The organism is Gramella sp. Hel_I_59, assembly GCF_006714895.1.
Classification (GTDB): Bacteria; Bacteroidota; Bacteroidia; order Flavobacteriales; family Flavobacteriaceae; genus Christiangramia.
The window spans coordinates 315801-334292 of the sequence record NZ_VFME01000001.1 but is presented as its reverse complement, the minus strand read 5'-3'; the positions used below and the strand labels follow the sequence as shown (position 1 = coordinate 334292).

Here is an 18492-nt window from a genome sequence, read left to right as displayed (position 1 = left end):
GTGAGTAATCTATTCGAGACATATAATAAGAAGTATCGAAAGATGAAACTTGGCTGGAGCCCACAGCAAAACTTGCTTTACGGCTTCCTCACATATGTTGCTCTCGGTACACTTTTGCTATCATTACCTATTTTTCAAAAATATAATGTGTCTATACTGGATAATTTATTCACTGCTACTTCAGCAGTATCTACGACTGGCCTGGTAACCGTTTCCATCTTTGATACCTATAATTTTTGGGGACAACTTATTGTAATGTGTCTTTTCCAGATTGGTGGGATTGGATATCTTACATTTACCACATTCATGTTACTGTCTACAACGAGAAAGTTGACCCACTGGCACGAACGAATACTTACTTCAGAATTCACCTTACCAACAACAATTAAAATCCGACATTTCCTTAAATCTGTTATTCTTTTTACTGTTATCATGGAAAGTCTCGGTGCTGTTTTATTCTTTTTTGCATTTAAAGCTGATGGCATGCCAATGTTACAGTCGTTATGGAATGCCATATTTCATAGTATAAGTGCATTTTGTACAGCAGGTTTTAGCCTGTTTGCTAATGGCTTTGTAGATTATGCAAATGATGGTTTTATTAATTTCATAATCTCTATGCTTGCCATAAGTGGTTCATTAGGTTTTATAGTAGTTACAGATTTTTACCTGTTCTTAAAAAAGAAAGCTCATAAATTGAGTTTTACAACCAAGATCATCCTTTATGGTTTCGCTGTTCTACTTATAATTGGAACAGGTTTTTTATATTTTTTAGAACCGTCAATTACAGCACTATCCGGTTATGAACGATTTTTAGTAGCCTTTTTCCAGGCAATGAGTTCTATGACTACAGTTGGATTTAATACCATCGATTTTGGAGGTTTTGTGCTTCCCATGCTTTTAGTTGTTACGTTTTTGATGTATGTAGGAGCATCTCCCTCAGGAACTGCAGGTGGTATCAAGATCACCACCCTGTCGGCAGTTTATGCCATAATGAAAAGTCGGTTGAGAGCCAGTAATAGAATTACTTTTTTAGGAAGAACGATTCCATATGAAAGACTCTATATCGCAACATCAGCATTTATATTTTATTCCAGTTTGATTCTGGTAGGAGTATGGTTACTATCGTTTACTGAAACTGTATCTTTTGAACAGTTACTGTTTGAAACAGCTTCTGCCTTGGGAACAGTAGGCTTAAGCACTGGGATTACATCAGAGCTAACAAGCTTCGGCAAGCTATGTATTATCGTATTAATGTTTATAGGCCGCTTAGGTGTACTCACTTTTGGTTTGGCTATATGGTCTAAAAAAATTACCAATTCCGAAGAAAAAATTCTGGAAGAAGATATTGCAGTATGATGAAAGAACAATTTTACAGATATATTGAGCAATTGCAGGATTCAATCACTTCAAAACTGGAGGAGATCGATGGCGGCGCCAAATTCAAAGAAGATATCTGGAAAAGAAATGAAGGTGGTGGTGGTAGAACCCGTGTGATCGAAAATGGAAATGTTTTCGAAAAGGGAGGTGTGAATATCTCTGCGGTTCACGGCCCATTGGCTCCGGCCATGCAAAGATATTTTAAAGTTGGGGATGTGGACTTTTTTGCCTGCGGACTCAGCCTTGTGCTTCATCCTAAAAATCCAATGGTTCCAACGGTTCATGCTAACTGGCGCTATTTCGAAATGTATGAGAAAGACGGTACTGTGATCGATCAGTGGTTTGGTGGCGGTCAGGATCTTACTCCTTATTACCTTTTCGAAGAAGATGCAAAACACTTTCACTATACCTGTAAGAAAGCATGTAATCCTCATGGATTTTCATTCTATTCAGATTTTAAGAAGAAGTGCGATGAATATTTCTGGAATGGACATAGAAATGAAGCCAGAGGAATAGGCGGACTTTTCTTCGATTATCTAAAAGAGAATGATCGTATGAAGATTGCCGACTGGTATGATTTTGTGACTGATGTTGGTGATTCATTTTTACAGGCTTATGTCCCGATCGTGGAGAAACGCAAGAATTTGCCTTATTCTGAAGAGAATAGAAAATGGCAGGAAATTCGACGTGGACGCTACGTAGAATTCAATCTCGTACATGATAAAGGAACTTTATTTGGACTAAAGACCAACGGAAGAATAGAAAGTATCCTCATGAGCCTTCCACCTCACGTACAATGGGTTTATGATCATCATCCTGAACCTGGAAGTGAAGAAGAAAAACTTATACAGGTGCTGGAAAGACCTGTGAATTGGGTTTAAAATATACTGCGCCTGCAGCAATACTAAAAAATTGAAACAATGCTTAGAAGAAACCGAAGACTACGTACGAACGAATCTGTAAGATCACTGGTTAGAGAAACATTTATTTCTCCAAACGATTTCCTGGTGCCAATTTTTGTGGTAGAAGGAAAACAGGTTAAGGAGGAAATCGCTTCCATGCCCGGTTATTACAGATATAGTCTTGATCTTCTAAGGCAGGAAATAAAAGAATTATGGAGCCTTGGCTTAAAGTCGGTTTTGCTTTTTGTTAAGGTGCCGGATGAACTAAAAGACAATGCGGGTACTGAAGCTATAAATCCAGATGGATTGATGCAAAGAGCCGTGAAAACCGTGAAAGATATCGCGCCAGAAATGGTTATCATGACAGATGTTGCCCTGGATCCATATTCCTCTTATGGTCACGATGGGATTGTAAATGATGGCAAGATCCTTAACGATGACACCACTGCGATCCTGGCAGAGATGGCTTTATCTCATGCGAAAGCAGGTGCAGATTTTGTAGCGCCCAGTGATATGATGGATGGCAGAATCTTTGAAATGAGAACTTTACTAGAGGACGAAGGCTACCACGATACCGGCATCATGAGCTATTCTGCAAAATACGCTTCCGCGTTTTATGGTCCGTTTAGAGATGCTCTGGATTCTGCTCCAGGCTTTGGTGATAAGAAAACCTACCAGATGGATCCTGCCAATCGTGATGAAGCTATCAAGGAAACTTTGATGGATATCGAGGAAGGTGCAGATATCGTGATGGTGAAGCCGGGTCTCTGTTATCTGGACATTGTTCGTGACATTAAGAATGCTGTAAAAGTACCTGTTGCCGTCTACCAGGTAAGTGGTGAATATGCCATGATCAAAGCTGCGGCAGAGAAAGGATGGCTGGATCACGATGCTGTGATCATGGAACAATTGACCGCAATAAAGCGTGCTGGAGCAAATATGATCGCCTCGTATTTCGCAAAAGATGCCGTGAAATTAATTTCCTGATTTTTAGAAAAATATAAGATTGCTTCTGTTTCTGGAATCAGTTTTTGGCTTAACATTGTTGTATGAAATCCAGTAAATTTTTATGGATAAACTTACTGCTCCTTCAGGTATTCCTGATTGGTGGTACGAATGTTTATGCTACTGGAGTTTCTTCGGAAATAAAACCTACTGCTGAATTTCAGTTTAATCAGGCGCATAGCAACAAGAACGCATATCTGCCGGATGAAGCTTTTTCTTTTTCTGAAAAAGTAAATGCTGAAGAGTCCGATTTTTCAAAATTCTACGGAAGCCTTGATAGTTTTGAAGCGGTAATTTCAGAAGAAAAAGAAGGTCTACAGGTCTTTACAAATTTCAGGTTTCAGTTTCACCTGAAGAAAATACTCTATCCATTCCATAGTTTCTGGTAAATAGAATGAAATACATCATGCTGATTAAGGTTTGAATACCTGAAAAGCAACATTTATTTCATTTTAAATACTAAATCTATATGGATACTATATCTCTAATTTTAGGGCTGGGACTTCTGGCTCTTTTCGCAATACCTATTATATACCTTATTTTAAAAAGCAACGCTCAAACTTCAAAAGTCAAGCAACGAGCCTATGATTTTGCTACTCAAAATAAACTCAAAATTGACGAGTTTGAACAGGTTGGCAACACGATCATAGCACTGGACGTGAGCAATAAAAGAATCATTTTCAGCAAAGCTGGAAGTGAGAATCAATTTGAGATCATTGATCTAACTCAATATGCTACAATACAGTTGCAACAGGATCTACAGACAAAAAATTCAGAAAAGATTCAATTTCTGGCCTTAAACTTTGCCGCTAAACAAAAGCACATTCCAAAGTCTATTTGCTTCTACGATGAGGCTGGTAATGATATTATTGCTCCTGAAATAAGATTGCAGCAGGCACGAAAATGGGAAACGAAAATAACTCCTTTGATCGCTGCCTAAACCATCAGCAAAAATCCAGAAAGGTCTTTCGAACATGAAAGACCTTTTTTGTTTTATAATTTCTTTTTAAATATTTGAATTCAGAATACATAAATTAGCCAGTCTAACTTATTTAAGTGCATGGGATTACTGATCATTTTTGCCGTATTATCAATATTTTTTTCATTTATGTGCTCCATCCTGGAAGCCACATTACTGAGTATAACGCCATCTTATATCAAGATCAGGAAAAAGGAAGGAAAGAGCTACGCTAAAGATCTGGCAAATTTAAAGAAGGATATAGATAAGCCGCTTATCGCAATTCTTACCATCAATACCATTGCACATACCGTGGGAGCTATTCTTGTGGGTGTTCAGGCTGAAAAGACCTTTGGTGATGGTGGAAATTCTGTGATGATCGTTTCAGCGCTCATGACCTTAGCCATCCTCGTACTATCAGAAATTATTCCCAAGACCATTGGAGCTACCTACTGGCAATCTTTAGGTAATTTTACCGCTAAAACTCTTAATATCATGATCTTCCCGCTTAAGTACACGGGAATTCTATGGCTAATGATGCTTACTACAAAGCTAATAGGGAAATCTGCCCATGTAAGTACGATGAGTCGGGAAGAATTCGCTGCGATTACTGATGCTGCGGAAGAAGAAGGTGTTTTTGAAGAAAGCGAAACTACGGTTATTAAAAATCTACTCGTTTTTAAATCTATTGAAGCTAAAGATGTGATGACCCCATTTTCAGTAGCGATCGTAGAGGACGAAAGTATGAGTCTAAGCGATTTCTATTCCAACCATAAGAACCTGAAATTCTCAAGAATTCCTGTTTATAAGGAGAAATCTAATAATGTTTCTGGATTTATTCTGAAAGATGATGTTCTTGAAGCTATGATCGATGAACATGGAGAGCAACCTTTAAGTAATATTAAAAGGGATATTTTAGTTACCAATGACAATACTCCTATTCCTGAATTATTCGAGATTTTCGTTGAAAAACGCGCTCATATTTCCATGATCGTGGATCAATTTGGAAATACCACCGGAATTGTAACGATGGAAGATATTATCGAAACACTTTTAGGGCTGGAGATCATGGACGAAAGCGATAGTGTGGAAGACATGCAGGTACTTGCAAGAAAGAACTGGGAACGTCGCGCTAAACGTCTAGGACTCATCCAGAGAAAACAGGACCAGGAGACCTCTTCTACTTCAGATAACAGTGATCAACCTGATGTGGATGAATCAGGCAAGCATTAGAACACCACTTGGCATCGCAACGATCCTTGGAGATGAAAAAGGAATTCAAGAGATAAAAGTTGATGATTCTACCAAGGAATCTTCAGAAATACCTGAAATCCTTCAAACAGCCATTTCACAATTACAGGAGTATTTCTTAGGAAAAAGACAGAATTTTGAGCTAAAATTGAATCCGAAGGGAACCGACTTTCAGAAGAAAGTATGGGAAGAACTTAGAAATATCCCTTATGGAACTACGGTTTCATATCTTGAACTATCCCGTAATTTTGGCGATGAGAAGGCGATTCGAGCCGTAGCCTCTGCAAATGGAAAGAATCCGCTCTGGATCGTTGTTCCCTGTCATCGTGTAATTGGAAGTGATGGTTCTCTTACTGGTTACGCTGGCGGTTTGCATCGCAAGAAATGGTTACTGGATCTGGAAAACCCACCTATACAGCAAAGTCTGTTCTAAATTTGCTATTTTCAGAGCATGAAAAAGATTTTCAAGCTACTCCTTTATATCGCATTATTTATCGTTGTTCTTTCCATAGGTCTATATGTGACAGGTTATGGATATATTTTGCGTGCAGTCCAAACCACTTATTTGAACGGACACAAAACTGCTTTTATCGATGATCATCCCTACTTTGAAAACGCCATTATAGAAAATGGAGAAGACATTCAGGAATGGCCGCTGGCAAAAGATTATAACAGTATCAAAGCAACCAGAAGTCTGGATAGTCTGCACAAAGAACTGGAGACCGCAGCATTTTTGATCATTCAGAGCGACAGCCTGGTCTATGAAAATTATTATCAGGAATATGGTGCTGCGAGCCAGACGAATTCTTTTTCCATGGCTAAAAGTGTGGTTAGCTTACTTATGTATAAGGCGATTCAGGATGGATACCTTGAAAATATCGATCAGCCTGTAGAAAACTTTTTCCCTCAGTTTGACAAGAAACTCAAAATTGGAGATCTTTCCTCGATGGCTTCAGGGCTTAACTGGAATGAAAATTATTACAATCCATTTGCATCAACTGCCCGTGCCTACTTCGGAAAAGATATTCGGGAGCAGGTACTGGATTTGAAAGTGATCAAAACTCCAGGAGAGAAATTTGAATATCTAAGCGGAAATACACAATTGCTCGCTATGGTCATTGAAAAGGCTACTGGTAAAACCCTGAGTAACTACTTAAGCGAAAATTTCTGGAAACCAATGGGAATGAACGATACTGCACTCTGGCAATTGGATAGTAAAGAATCTGCTATGGAGAAAGCTTACTGCTGTATCGCTACCAATGCGAGAAACTTTGGGAAATTTGGAAAATTTTTATTGAATAACGGCCAGTGGAATGGCGAGCAACTATTGGATTCTGCCTATATCGAACAGCTATCAAAACCCAGATTCGAAGATTCACCATACTATGGCTACGGCTTCTGGCTAAGCGATTATAAAGATAAAGAGATCTATTATATGCGCGGTATTTTAGGACAATACGTGATCGTTATTCCTGAAGATGAGTTAGTGATCGTTAGGCTGGGAGAAAAGCTTATTCGGAAAGATGATGATAAACACTATGAAGATTTCTATCGCTATATTGACGAAACCTACGAAATGATCGGGAATCGTAAACAGTGATATCTAAGCTTAGAACATAAAAAAAGCCGGAATAAATCCGGCTTTAATTTTATAACTGCATTTCAGGAATATCGCCTTCGACGAGGAGTTTTCCTTCCGTAGCATTTTGAACGTCTTCCACACTTACACCCGGTGCTGTTTCAAGCAATTTAAAGCCATTATCGGTTACTTCTATCACCGCCAGGTTAGTTACGATCTTGGTAACGCAGCCAACGCCTGTAAGCGGCAGAGAACATCTTTTCAGCAATTTGGACTCTCCAGCCTTATTAGTATGCATCATGGCCACAATAATATTTTCTGCTGAAGCTACCAGGTCCATGGCTCCACCCATTCCTTTCACCATTTTCCCCGGAATCTTCCAGTTAGCGATATCTCCGTTCTCAGCTACTTCCATAGCTCCAAGGATTGTTAGGTCCACATGCTTTCCTCGAATCATACCAAAACTTGTGGCAGAATCGAAGAAACTTGCTCCGGGCCTGGCTGTGATCGTCTGTTTCCCGGCATTTATAAGATCTGCATCCTCTTCTCCATCTAAGGGAAAACGACCCATTCCAAGAATTCCGTTTTCACTCTGGAACTCTACCTGAATATCGTCGCGAACAAAGTTTGCCACTAATGTTGGAATTCCTATTCCAAGATTTACATAATATCCATCCTTTACTTCTTTAGCAATTCGTTGTGCTATTCCGTTTTTATCTAGTGCCATTGTTTAATCTTTTTGTCTAACCGTACGTTGTTCAATTCTCTTCTCGTAATCCTTTCCCTGGAAAATTCTTTGTACAAAAATTCCCGGAACGTGGATATGGTTTGGATCCAGTTCTCCAGGCTCGACAAGTTCTTCCACCTCAGCTACGGTGATCTTCGCTGCACCACACATGACCGGATTAAAGTTTCTGGCTGTTCCTTTAAAGATAAGGTTCCCAGCTCTATCCCCTTTCCAGGCTTTTACAAAAGCGAAATCTGCCTTGAAAGCTTCTTCTAGTACGTACATTTTTCCGTCAAACTCTCTCGTTTCCTTACCTTCTGCAACTTCAGTTCCATAACCTGCTGGTGTATAGATCGCAGGAAAACCTTGTTGTGCTGCCTGGCATCTTGCTGCAAGCGTTCCCTGCGGAATCAATTCCACATCAAGTTCACCGCTAAGCATTTGTTTCTCAAAAATGGCATTTTCTCCTACGTATGAGGAAACCATTTTATCGATCTGTTTCTTGTGAAGTAATTGCCCAAGTCCAAAATCATCTACTCCTGCGTTATTAGAAATACAGGTAAGATTTTTAATATTAAGGCGTACCAGTTCAGAAATGGCGTTCTCCGGAATTCCGCAGAGTCCAAAACCACCTAGCATAAAAGTCATTCCGTCTTCTACACCTTCTGTAGCCTTCTGTACGCTATCAACCGTTTTTATGATCATTTTTTTCAGAATTTAATCCGAAAATACAAAATTTAAAAGGTCAATACAACGACTGAAGTTGGCTTAATTAAATAATTCAGAATTATTACACTGAATTACTGAAGATTATTTAAAAATCAAGCTCGTCTGGAACCGAATCGTCATTTGAACTATTTGAGTTATAGCTGGAACAATCTGTTGCGATACTCAAATTCTCCGGTCTTTCAAAAGCTTCTTTGGATACTTTAAGATCAGGATTTGCATAAACATCTTTCATATACATTCCCCAGATTGGCAGTGCCATGGTGGCTCCCTGACCATATTGTATTCCTGGAAAGTGCACTGCACGATCTTCAGCTCCTACCCATACTCCTGTAACAAGGTCTGGCACCATTCCCATAAACCAACCATCACTTTGATTTTGGGTGGTACCTGTTTTACCTGCAATCGGATTTTTAAAATCGTATGGATAACCGGTCATCACATCCTTGTAAAATGCATTGGTGGTTCCCCAGGTATTACGGAGCCTGGTTCCTGAACCTCCCTGAGTTACACCCTCCAATAGGTTCACAGTTACGTAAGCCGCTTCTTTGCTAAGTACATCCCTGGTTTCTGGAACATTTTGATAAAGCACAGTTCCATTCTTGTCTTCAATACGATTCACCATCACCGGTTTGATATAAACTCCCTGGTTCGCAAATGTGCTGTACGCAGAAACCATCTCAAAAAGACTGATATCTGCTGTTCCCAGTGCAATCGAAGGTACTGCAGGCACATTTCTAGTATCGATACCCAGTTTTCCAAGTAGATCGATCACGGGTCCCGGACCTGTTTTATCGATCAATCGCGCAGTAATGGTATTTACAGAGTTTGCCAGGGCCTGTTTAAGCGAAAGCATTCCGGAATATTTATTATCACTGTTTCTAGGCGCCCAGTCTTTCATATTTCCATGTTTGCCGGCTTCGATCGTAAATTTAGATCTCGGCAAAGTATCACAAGGTGAAAACTTAAGCTGATCTATTGCAGTTGCATACACAAATGGTTTAAAGGTAGAACCTACCTGTCTTTTCCCTTGTTTAACATGCTCGTATTTAAAATGCTTAAAGTCAATTCCTCCAACCCAGGCTTTTACTTCGCCGGTTTGAGGAACCATAGACATCATTCCCGCTTGCAAAAATGCTTTATAGTAAAGGATTGAATCACGCGGAGTCATCACTGTATCAATAGTTCCTTTCCAGCTGAAAACTCTCATTTCCGCTTTCTCTTTGAAGGATTTCTTGATCTCAGAATCAGATTTTCCCTGTGATTTCATTTTCTTCCATCGTGCAGAAACTCTCATCGCATTCTGAATACTTGACTCTACCTCATCTTCTGTAATATCGCGGAAAGGTGCCGTTGGGTTTTTCTCGTTCTGGCGATCAAATGATTTCTGAAGATTGGCTATATGACTGGTTACTGCATTCTCTGCATATTCCTGCATTTTTGAATCAATGCTGGTGTAGATCTTGAGTCCGTCGCTGTAAAGGCTATATTTAGATCCATCTGGTTTAGGATTTTCTTCGATCCATTCTTTCATGAACCCCTGAAGGTAAGCTCTAAAATAAGTCGCCATTCCTTCATCATGCCCTTCCGGAGTAAATTCTATTTTCATGGGAAGTTTCTGCAAAGAATCCAGTTCCTGTTCAGAAACAAATCCATTACGATTCATTTGTGCTAATACCTGGTTTCTTCTGTTTTTAACCATTTCAGGTCTACGCACTGGATTGAACAAAGAAGAATTTTTCAACATTCCCGTCAATACCGCAGATTCCTCGATATTCAAATCTTTTGCCTCTTTACCAAAATAGATATTGGAAGCAGATCGAATTCCGATTCCCTGGTAACCAAAACCGTATTTATTTAAATACATTGTGATGATCTCTTCCTTGGTATACTGTCTTTCAAGACGAGTAGCAATTACCCATTCTTTGGTTTTTTGAAAGATCCTTTCTAGATCATTAGTAGCAAGATTCTCAGTAAATAATAATTTAGCTAATTGCTGAGTGATCGTACTGGCCCCACCTCTGGTTCCAAGATACACTGCTGCTCTTACAGTTCCCTTTGCATCGATCCCTGCATGTTGATAGAAGCGTTCATCCTCGGTAGCTACCACGGCCTGTACTAAATGGTCTGGCAGGTCTTCATACTTAATTGGAGTTCTGTTTTCACTGTAATATTTCCCCAGGGTTTCACCATCTGAGGACATTATTTCTGTAGCAAGATTTTTTTCAGGGTTTTCGAGTTCATCGAAAGATGGCATCTTTCCGAAGAATCCCCAACCTGCAAAAAGAAAAATTAGAATTCCGGCTAGAATCCCAATTCCGAATAATGTCCAGAAACCTACGATATACTTGCGATTGCTATGCGCTGGTTTCTTTGTTTTCTTGGTAGTAGCGGCCATTTATATGCTAAAAATTAATTGTCGTTCTTTTCAATTCTGAATCCTATATCGGTAATTCCTTCCAGTTCTTCGATACCGTCCACATCACCATTCTTACGCATCGCCTGTTGTATGCTCACTTTGTAATTGCCCGATTCTTCAAACTTAACCTCTTCCTTGTACCAGAGTTTGCTTTCCTTGATATCTCCAAAACCTTCCCCAAGCCATTTACCATCTGGTTGAGCCATTTCATACTCGAGAGTATCGCTGATCACCTTTCCCTGCGGGAACCTGATCTCGGTTATTAAGAACAAATTACTGTAAGCGTACTGGTTATTGTTTCTCACATTTATAAACAGATCGTACACCTTGGTAGAGTCCAGTTCCTCCAGTTCAAAAGTGACCAGTGAATCTTTATGCCATTGCTGTACCGCCTGATATTCATCAAAAACCCGTTTTTCATCACAGCCAACTGTAAGCGCTGAAACAAAAATTAATAGGCAAAAAACTTTACGCATTCTTAGACTTTGTTGGGTTTGGCTTGCGTTTCTTTCTTTTCTTATTTCGTTTCTTACTTTGTTGCTGCTTTGGTTTATCAAAACGCGTAAGACTATCTTCACCTCCAGAATTATTGAATCCTTTTTCTTTTTCTTCGCTCAGGATCACTTCTGTTTCATATTCTTCCAGGCTTGTAGCTGCTTCACCTTTTTTGTTCAGTGCTACGATCTTATTGGCCTGTTCCGGACTCAACTGGTGCCAGTTCATCCATTCTCCTTCATAAGCATACCAGAGAGCACCTTTAAAAATGTCTATTTTTTGACATACGGCAGTTCCTTTCTTGGTCTTTAACTTAACGTCGGTTTTTGGAAAAGATTTTAATGCTTCCAGATAAGTGTCCAATTCGTAGTTCAGGCAGCACTTTAATTTCCCGCATTGTCCTGCAAGTTTCTGAGGATTAAGGGATAATTGCTGATATCTTGCTGCTGAAGTGCTAACAGATCTAAAGTCAGTAAGCCAGGTTGAACAACAAAGTTCGCGACCACAGGAACCAATTCCTCCAAGTCTGGCCGCTTCCTGTCGAAGCCCGATCTGCTTCATCTCAATACGGGTATTGAATTCCCGTGCGAACTCCTTTATTAATTGTCTAAAATCCACACGATCTTCCGCAGTATAGTAAAAAGTAGCTTTGGAACCATCTCCCTGGAACTCAATATCGCTAATTTTCATACTTAGATTAAGCCTGATAGCGATCTGTCTTGATCGTTGTTTGATCTTCTCCTCACGCTCTCTTCCTTCCTGCCAGATATCGATATCTCTTTGAGAAGCTTTACGATAGATCTTCAGAACTTCTTCGGAATCCTTAGCGACTTTTTTCTTCTTCATCTGTACGCGAACGAGTTCGCCGGTAAGACTAACCTGTCCTACATCGTGACCCGGGCTGGCTTCCGTAGCAACTACATCGCCAATACTAAGACTTAGATTTTCAGTATTTCTATAGAAGTGTTTACGGCCGTTTTTAAAACGTACTTCTACGATATTAAAAGGTTCCACGCCTCCCGGAAGAGACATATTTGAAAGCCAGTCGAAAACGCTCAGTTTATTGCAACTGTCTGTTCCACAGGTTCCGTTGTTCTTACATCCTTTCGGCTGACCGTCTTTGCCGGTCGAGCAACTTGTGCAAGCCATATGTTATATATATTGAGGGCGTAGCTTTAGATAGCCTGTAAAACATCATCCTGTCTAAGCGCTTTGCTTTCTGGTGCAGGATCTCCTTCATCTTCACAGCCCTAATAGCGGGCATTCGGCATTCCCTAAAGTACCTCCTTGAGGTTCATAAAAATTTTCAACAGTAAATATACCAATATTAATTGGCTCCACCATTTAGAAGAAACTATTGCTTATAACGCAAAACTTCAGATCTTCCTTTTTTAAAGATCTTGTTGCTGGCTCCTTTTCCTTTTCTCAATGCTTTCTGTTCTTCAAAAGGTAAGGCATGGATCTCTTTACAATCTGTAGAACAACAGTTATCCATTTTTTCAGCACATTCCTCACACTGAATGAATAACAGATGACATGCTTCGTTCGCGCAATTCACATGCGTATCACAAGCTTTTCCGCATTGATGACACTGTGCGATCACATCTTCGGAAATTCGCTCGGCACGTCGATGATCAAAAACAAAGTTCTTACCTATAAATTTATTTTCCAGTTGCTGATTTTCAACCTGACGGGTATATTCGATAATACCACCTTCCAGTTGATACACGTTCTGGAAACCTTTATGTTTATAGTAAGCACTTGCCTTCTCACAACGTATTCCGCCTGTACAGTACATCACCAGATTCTTATCTTCCTTATGATCTTTTAAATCTTCTTCAATAATATCCAGTGAATCACGGAAGGTATCCACATCTGGTGTGATCGCTCCCTGAAAATGACCAATTTCGCTCTCGTAGTGATTTCTCATATCTACCAGCACCGTGTTTGGATCATTTATTAATTCATTGAACCTGTTAGCATCAACGTGAATTCCTTTATTGGTTACATCAAAAGTATCATCATTAAGACCATCTGCTACGATCTTCTTACGCACTTTCACCTTTAACTTCAGAAAGGATTTGATATCATGCTCTATAGCGATGTTCAATCGAACATTCTCCAGAAAATAGATTTCATCCAGAAATTTCTTGAATTCATTAAATCGCTTAGCAGGAACTGAAAGCTGGGCATTAATGCCTTCGTGAGCTACATAGATCCTACCGAGAACATCCATCTGGTCCCAGGCTATAAAAAGATGATTTCTGAAAAGTTCGGGATTCCCGATTTTTGCGTAAGCATAGAAAGAGAGCGTAAGCCTGTCTTCACCGGCTTCTTCTAATAGTGCTTCCCTTTCCTTAGCGCTCAATTTATTGTACAGTTGCATGCTATACTAATATTTTAAGGGTTAAGAAAAATTTCGGCAAAGATACATTTTTAACTGAGGTGAGAAAATTTGAGAGTATTTCCAAAGCTTATCCAAATATTTGGAATAATTCCATAATTGTAGCTACATTTTTATTGTATTGCAACAAAACTTATATTATTTTAGCACACCTTAATTGGATATATTTTAAAACATATACATGAGCAACGATAAAGAGAAAGAAGCGAAATTAAAAGCCTTAAAGCTTACCCTTGACAAAATGGATAAAACCTACGGAAAGGGTACCGTGATGAAAATGAGCGACCAGGTGGTCGTAGATGTAGACGCAATTTCTACGGGATCCCTTGGATTGGATCTTGCTTTAGGAGTTGGTGGATACCCAAGAGGAAGAGTGATCGAGATCTATGGTCCTGAATCTTCTGGTAAAACAACTCTTACTTTACATGCGATAGCTGAAGCTCAGAAAAAAGGCGGTATTGCTGCTTTTATTGATGCAGAACATGCTTTTGATCGTTTTTATGCTGAAAAACTTGATGTTGATATTGATAACCTGATCATCTCTCAACCAGATAACGGTGAACAGGCACTTGAAATAACAGATAATCTTATTCGCTCTGGTGCGATCGATATCATTGTAATTGACTCCGTTGCGGCACTTACACCAAAGAGTGAGATCGAAGGTGAGATGGGTGATTCTAAAATGGGACTGCATGCGAGGTTAATGTCTCAGGCACTTAGAAAACTTACTGCTTCTATTAGCAAAACAAATTGTACGGTGATCTTTATCAACCAGCTAAGAGAGAAGATCGGGGTAATGTTCGGGAATCCGGAAACTACTACTGGTGGTAATGCACTTAAATTCTACGCTTCCGTTCGTTTGGATATTAGAAGATCTACCCAGATCAAGGATAGCGCAAATAACGTAATGGGTAATAAGACCAGGGTTAAAGTAGTGAAGAACAAGGTTGCTCCACCATTTAAAACTGCCGAATTCGATATCATGTACGGTGAAGGTGTTTCTAAAATCGGTGAGATCATCGATATTGGTGTGGATTACGAGATCGTTAAGAAAAGTGGATCATGGTTCAGCTATGAAGACACCAAACTTGGACAGGGTCGTGATGCAGTAAAAACCTTATTAAAAGATAATCCAGATCTTATGGAAGAACTGGAAGTCAAAATTAAAGATGCGATCAAGGTCGCTAGAGAAGCTTAATTAAAAATCCCCATCCGGGGATTTTTTCTGATACCTACGCAACCATTTCTCAATTATTGCATCTACTATAAAAGCAATAAGAATATGAGAAAATTGGTTGTAATAGCCCTAACATTACTGCTAATAAGTTGTTCAGTAGATAATGATTCCCAAATCACCTCCTACGAATTAGCAAGCATTACCAGTCACGATCTGCCAGACGAATTCGTAATGGGTAGAACCTACGATGTAAAAGTAGATTTCGTACTTCCGTCAGATTGTAATAACTTTCAGGCGCTGGACGCTCGCAGAGCCGGTAGTGCTTCAAATGACAGAAGCCAGATCTACATTTCGGTAGTTACTGCTGTTGTCGAAAATAATTCCTGTACCAGAGATGTAGTTGGAGCAACTTCAAGCACAATGTTTGTGGTGACCATCGATGAAGAGACAGATTATACTTTTAGATTCTGGAAGGGACAGGAAGGAGATGAAGCGATATATGAAGTAGTTACCATCCCTGTTGTAATGGAGCAGTTATAAGTACTAACCTAAAATGAATACGTGGGTTCTAAAGACCTCATCTACCGTTGTAAGCAACATGAAAGGAAAGCTCAGGAAGAGCTTTACAAGCTCTATTCTCCTAAGTTGTTTGGGATATGCCTGAAATATTCTGATAACTATCAACAGGCAGAAGATAATTTACAGGATGGGTTTGTGACCATTTTCGAAAAGATTGGTCAGTTTCAGGATAAAGGATCATTTGAAGGTTGGATGAAACGTATCCTTATCAACACCTCCCTTCAAAAACACAGACAGCAGAAAGTTTACGGCATCACCAACGAAGAGGATCTGCAGGAGGATGAAATAGAAGTTGAAACAGATAATATTTCCGTGGACTTCCTCTTACAATGTGTACAGGAATTACCAGACAGATATAGACAGGTATTTAACCTGTATGTGCTGGATGGCTATTCTCATAAGGAAATTTCAGATTTATTAAGTATCACTGAGGGAACTTCGAAATCAAACCTGGCCAGAGCCAGAACTTCTTTAAAGGAGAAAATTGAATTGGTACAGAACTCAAAAGCGGTGAAATCATCATGAAAGAGAAAAAGAACATAGACAGGATCTTTCAGGAGAAGTTTAAGGACTTCGAGAAAGAACCATCTCCTAGAAATTGGGAGCAAATATCTGCACGGCTCGATGCCGGTGCGGCGCCTATAGCAAAAAAACCGGTAATTCCTCTCTGGCTTAAATTTACTGCTGCAGCTGCAATCTTAGCATTAGTAGCCACGGGAATCTGGAAAATGAATTTTTCCACTACGGAAGTTACAGAACCTGGATATGTGAATGAGTCGGTAGAAAAGAGATCTGACAGCCATGATAATGTGAATCAGGATTCTACTTCAGAAGAAAGAATTGCGAATGAGGACAAGATCAATGAAAAAGAACAATCTGAAGCAGCGGCGGATAGTGGTCAAGAAAATAATCACAATTCTGAAGAAGTAAGCGGTTCTAAAGCTGCTATTACTGATCAAAATAATAAATCTGAATCTGAAAGTGAAAAAGATCTGAATGCTTCTGGAAGAAATAAATCACAGACCAATCAAAGATCAAAAGAAGATTCGCGTTATGCTCATCAGGAAAATGGCAATAACAATTCCGAAGAAAACAATTTAAATAATCAGTATCGCACCTCAGCAACTACAACTGCCAGCAACGAAGCTATAGCCTCCACCGATGAAGCAGAGAAAAGAAATGCCATTGAAAGTATATTCGAAAACTACTGGAATAAAAGAAATCCTGAACTTTCAGATGAACTGTTAAGTACTGCTCTTTTACAGGATACTTCCTTAAACCAACTCGAAGAGTTATTAGCTGCAACAACTTCCGAAGAAAATAAAGAAAACGAAGAGGATGAAAACCTCAACCAGAAAAATCTTCGTCTGTCAACATTTGCCGCACCGGTTTTCTATGCCAACCTAGGCGATGGAAATGAACTGTCCAACCAGTTTTCAAACAATTCAACCAATGCCGAAGTGACTTTCTCGTACGGTGTGAAGCTAGCTTATGATATCGCGAAAAATGTCAAGATTAGAACTGGAATCAGCAAAGTGAATATGAGTCAGAACATTGCCAATGTTTCTTATAGCCCAACGGCAATGAATCCAGGCTTTGGAAATATAAATTCTACGGAAGATAATATCGAAATTAGAGTTGAATCTCCTAATGATAGTGGTCTACCTAGTTTTGGGGGCAGTAGCGATGGAAGCAACGGGAGTATTATTTCTCCTACTGTGTTCACTCCCGGAGAGATCAATCAGCAATTTGGGTTTATCGAAGTTCCGCTAGAAGTGGAATACGCTTTGGTTGACGAGCGCTTTGGATTAAATTTAATTGGTGGTGCAAGCGGACTTTTTCTTGACCAGAACAGTGTGGATCTTGTAACTGCTGAATCCAGGACCAAACTTGGAACGGCTTCCAATATCAATAAAACAAGTTTTAGTACTAATGTTGGGATTGGGGTGGATTATGAAATTAGCAACAAAATTAGTCTTAGCGTAGAACCAATGATGAAATACCAGGTCAACACTTTTAATAATGTTGATAATGTACGTCCAGTTAATTTCGGGGTTTACTCGGGGATTAGCTACACATTCTAGTGAACCGAAGGATCTACCAGCTCATCATGAATAATATTGAAAGTAGAGTTCTTAATCTCTTTTCTATCGGTCATTTCCAGGCCACGCGTTGGGATAAAATGATGGATCTTAACTCTTAACTTTCCGGGACTGCCTGAAAGGAATCTATAGGAAAATCTTCTTTTGGAATCGTGAAATGTGATGGGTACAATTGGAATCTGGTGCTCAATGGCCAGTCTAAAGGCTCCTTCTTTAAATTGATCCAGCACGACCGAATGATCATCTGGTACTCCGCCTTCAGGAAATATACATATTGAATTTCCTTGTTTTAATCTTCTTTGTGCTTCCAGAAATGCAGCTTTCCTGCTTTGCTGGTTCTTCCGATCCACCAGGATACAGGTACGCTTATAGAAGAATCCAAAAACTGGGATTTTACTGAGTTCCTTTTTTCCAATAAAAACGAAGGGTTGCTTCATAATGACCAGCATCTGCATAATATCAAGCATACTGGTATGATTCGCCACAAGCATATAGCTTTTCTGTTTTTCAGGAATTTCTTCAGCTTTAACTTTAATCCAGAAACCCATTCCGTAGAGGATACATTTTGCCCATATACGGGAGCAAACGAAATACTGAGGGTAAAACTTTTCAGAAGTGGTGAAAACGATCAAAACGGGAAGCATTATAACAATAGGTACGATGAGGAGAATATAAAACCAGATTCTCCATAAAAGGATGCCTGCCATTTTGATGTATCGCATGCCTCAAAAGTAGTAAAATGAAAGGAAGGAGTTCTATAAAAAATTTACCTTTGCAGGAAAATTCGAAAA

At 39.4% G+C, this 18492-nt stretch carries 19 protein-coding genes; 12 read left to right on the top strand and 7 right to left on the bottom strand.

The genetic code is table 11. From position 1 onward, the window contains the following. The 8 genes from JM79_RS01590 to JM79_RS01555 all read left to right on the top strand — a co-directional run bounded on the left by JM79_RS01590 (position 1) and on the right by JM79_RS01555 (position 7093). A complete protein-coding gene (locus JM79_RS01590; protein ID WP_260443348.1) occupies positions 1-1356 on the top strand; it encodes a potassium transporter TrkG in 1356 nt (451 codons plus the stop codon). Then, entirely contained in the window at positions 1356-2258 is a 903-nt protein-coding gene (gene hemF, locus JM79_RS01585) for an oxygen-dependent coproporphyrinogen oxidase (protein ID WP_141879149.1), read from the top strand. Before JM79_RS01590 ends, hemF begins: the two co-directional genes overlap by 1 nt. 39 nt (positions 2259-2297) lie before the next feature. Next, a complete protein-coding gene (gene hemB / locus JM79_RS01580; RefSeq protein ID WP_141876488.1) occupies positions 2298-3266 on the top strand; it encodes a porphobilinogen synthase in 969 nt (322 codons plus the stop codon). Positions 3267-3328: 62 nt separating this feature from the next. Beyond that, entirely contained in the window at positions 3329-3673 is a 345-nt protein-coding gene (locus JM79_RS01575) for a hypothetical protein (RefSeq protein ID WP_141876487.1), read from the top strand. An 80-nt stretch (positions 3674-3753) separates the two neighbouring features. Then, entirely contained in the window at positions 3754-4224 is a 471-nt protein-coding gene (locus JM79_RS01570) for a hypothetical protein (protein ID WP_141876486.1), read from the top strand. A gap of 120 nt (positions 4225-4344) precedes the next feature. Continuing rightward, positions 4345-5475: a CNNM domain-containing protein gene (locus JM79_RS01565; protein WP_141876485.1), complete on the top strand. Its 1131-nt coding sequence runs from the start codon at positions 4345-4347 to the stop codon at positions 5473-5475. Continuing rightward, on the top strand, positions 5456-5926 hold the full coding sequence (locus tag JM79_RS01560) for a methylated-DNA--[protein]-cysteine S-methyltransferase (protein ID WP_141876484.1): 471 nt from the start codon (positions 5456-5458) through the stop codon (positions 5924-5926). Before JM79_RS01565 ends, JM79_RS01560 begins: the two co-directional genes overlap by 20 nt. An 18-nt stretch (positions 5927-5944) precedes the next feature. After that, complete coding sequence (locus JM79_RS01555; RefSeq protein WP_141876483.1) at positions 5945-7093, top strand: serine hydrolase; 1149 nt, start codon at positions 5945-5947, stop codon at positions 7091-7093. A gap of 49 nt (positions 7094-7142) precedes the next feature. Here JM79_RS01555 and JM79_RS01550 read toward each other — a convergent pair whose 3' ends face one another. The 6 genes from JM79_RS01550 to JM79_RS01525 all read right to left on the bottom strand — a co-directional run bounded on the left by JM79_RS01550 (position 7143) and on the right by JM79_RS01525 (position 13825). After that, positions 7143-7799, bottom strand: coding sequence for a 3-oxoacid CoA-transferase subunit B (locus JM79_RS01550; protein WP_141876482.1), 657 nt, complete (start codon positions 7797-7799; stop codon positions 7143-7145). A gap of 3 nt (positions 7800-7802) precedes the next feature. Beyond that, positions 7803-8504 carry a CoA transferase subunit A gene (locus JM79_RS01545; protein WP_141876481.1) on the bottom strand — a complete coding sequence of 234 codons (702 nt, stop codon included), beginning with the start codon at positions 8502-8504 and terminating at the stop codon, positions 7803-7805. A 109-nt stretch (positions 8505-8613) separates the two neighbouring features. Next, positions 8614-10923, bottom strand: coding sequence for a transglycosylase domain-containing protein (locus JM79_RS01540; protein WP_141876480.1), 2310 nt, complete (start codon positions 10921-10923; stop codon positions 8614-8616). A 14-nt stretch (positions 10924-10937) separates the two neighbouring features. Beyond that, positions 10938-11420, bottom strand: a complete 483-nt coding sequence (locus tag JM79_RS01535) for a gliding motility lipoprotein GldH (RefSeq protein WP_141876479.1) — start codon at positions 11418-11420, stop codon at positions 10938-10940. Beyond that, positions 11413-12588 carry a regulatory iron-sulfur-containing complex subunit RicT gene (gene ricT / locus JM79_RS01530; RefSeq protein ID WP_141876478.1) on the bottom strand — a complete coding sequence of 392 codons (1176 nt, stop codon included), beginning with the start codon at positions 12586-12588 and terminating at the stop codon, positions 11413-11415. Before ricT ends, JM79_RS01535 begins: the two co-directional genes overlap by 8 nt. Positions 12589-12793: 205 nt before the next feature. Next, the gene (locus JM79_RS01525; RefSeq protein WP_141876477.1) at positions 12794-13825 is read right to left on the bottom strand and encodes a rhodanese-related sulfurtransferase; all 1032 of its coding nucleotides are present in this window, start codon (positions 13823-13825) and stop codon (positions 12794-12796) included. A gap of 199 nt (positions 13826-14024) precedes the next feature. Here JM79_RS01525 and recA point away from each other — a divergent pair, with 199 nt between their 5' ends. The 4 genes from recA (at position 14025) to JM79_RS01505 (ending at position 17683) form a co-directional block, all read left to right on the top strand. After that, positions 14025-15041 carry a recombinase RecA gene (gene recA / locus JM79_RS01520; protein ID WP_141876476.1) on the top strand — a complete coding sequence of 339 codons (1017 nt, stop codon included), beginning with the start codon at positions 14025-14027 and terminating at the stop codon, positions 15039-15041. An 84-nt stretch (positions 15042-15125) separates the two neighbouring features. Then, positions 15126-15560, top strand: a complete 435-nt coding sequence (locus JM79_RS01515) for a hypothetical protein (protein ID WP_141876475.1) — start codon at positions 15126-15128, stop codon at positions 15558-15560. Positions 15561-15581: 21 nt separating this feature from the next. Next, on the top strand, positions 15582-16124 hold the full coding sequence (locus JM79_RS01510; protein ID WP_141876474.1) for a sigma-70 family RNA polymerase sigma factor: 543 nt from the start codon (positions 15582-15584) through the stop codon (positions 16122-16124). Continuing rightward, positions 16121-17683 carry a PorT family protein gene (locus tag JM79_RS01505; RefSeq protein WP_141876473.1) on the top strand — a complete coding sequence of 521 codons (1563 nt, stop codon included), beginning with the start codon at positions 16121-16123 and terminating at the stop codon, positions 17681-17683. Before JM79_RS01510 ends, JM79_RS01505 begins: the two co-directional genes overlap by 4 nt. Here JM79_RS01505 and JM79_RS01500 read toward each other — a convergent pair. Next, positions 17680-18423 (bottom strand): lysophospholipid acyltransferase family protein, encoded by a 744-nt coding sequence (locus JM79_RS01500; RefSeq protein ID WP_141876472.1) that lies wholly within the window; start codon positions 18421-18423, stop codon positions 17680-17682. The genes JM79_RS01505 and JM79_RS01500 overlap by 4 nt on opposite strands. Between the last annotated feature and the right edge of the window lie 69 nt (positions 18424-18492).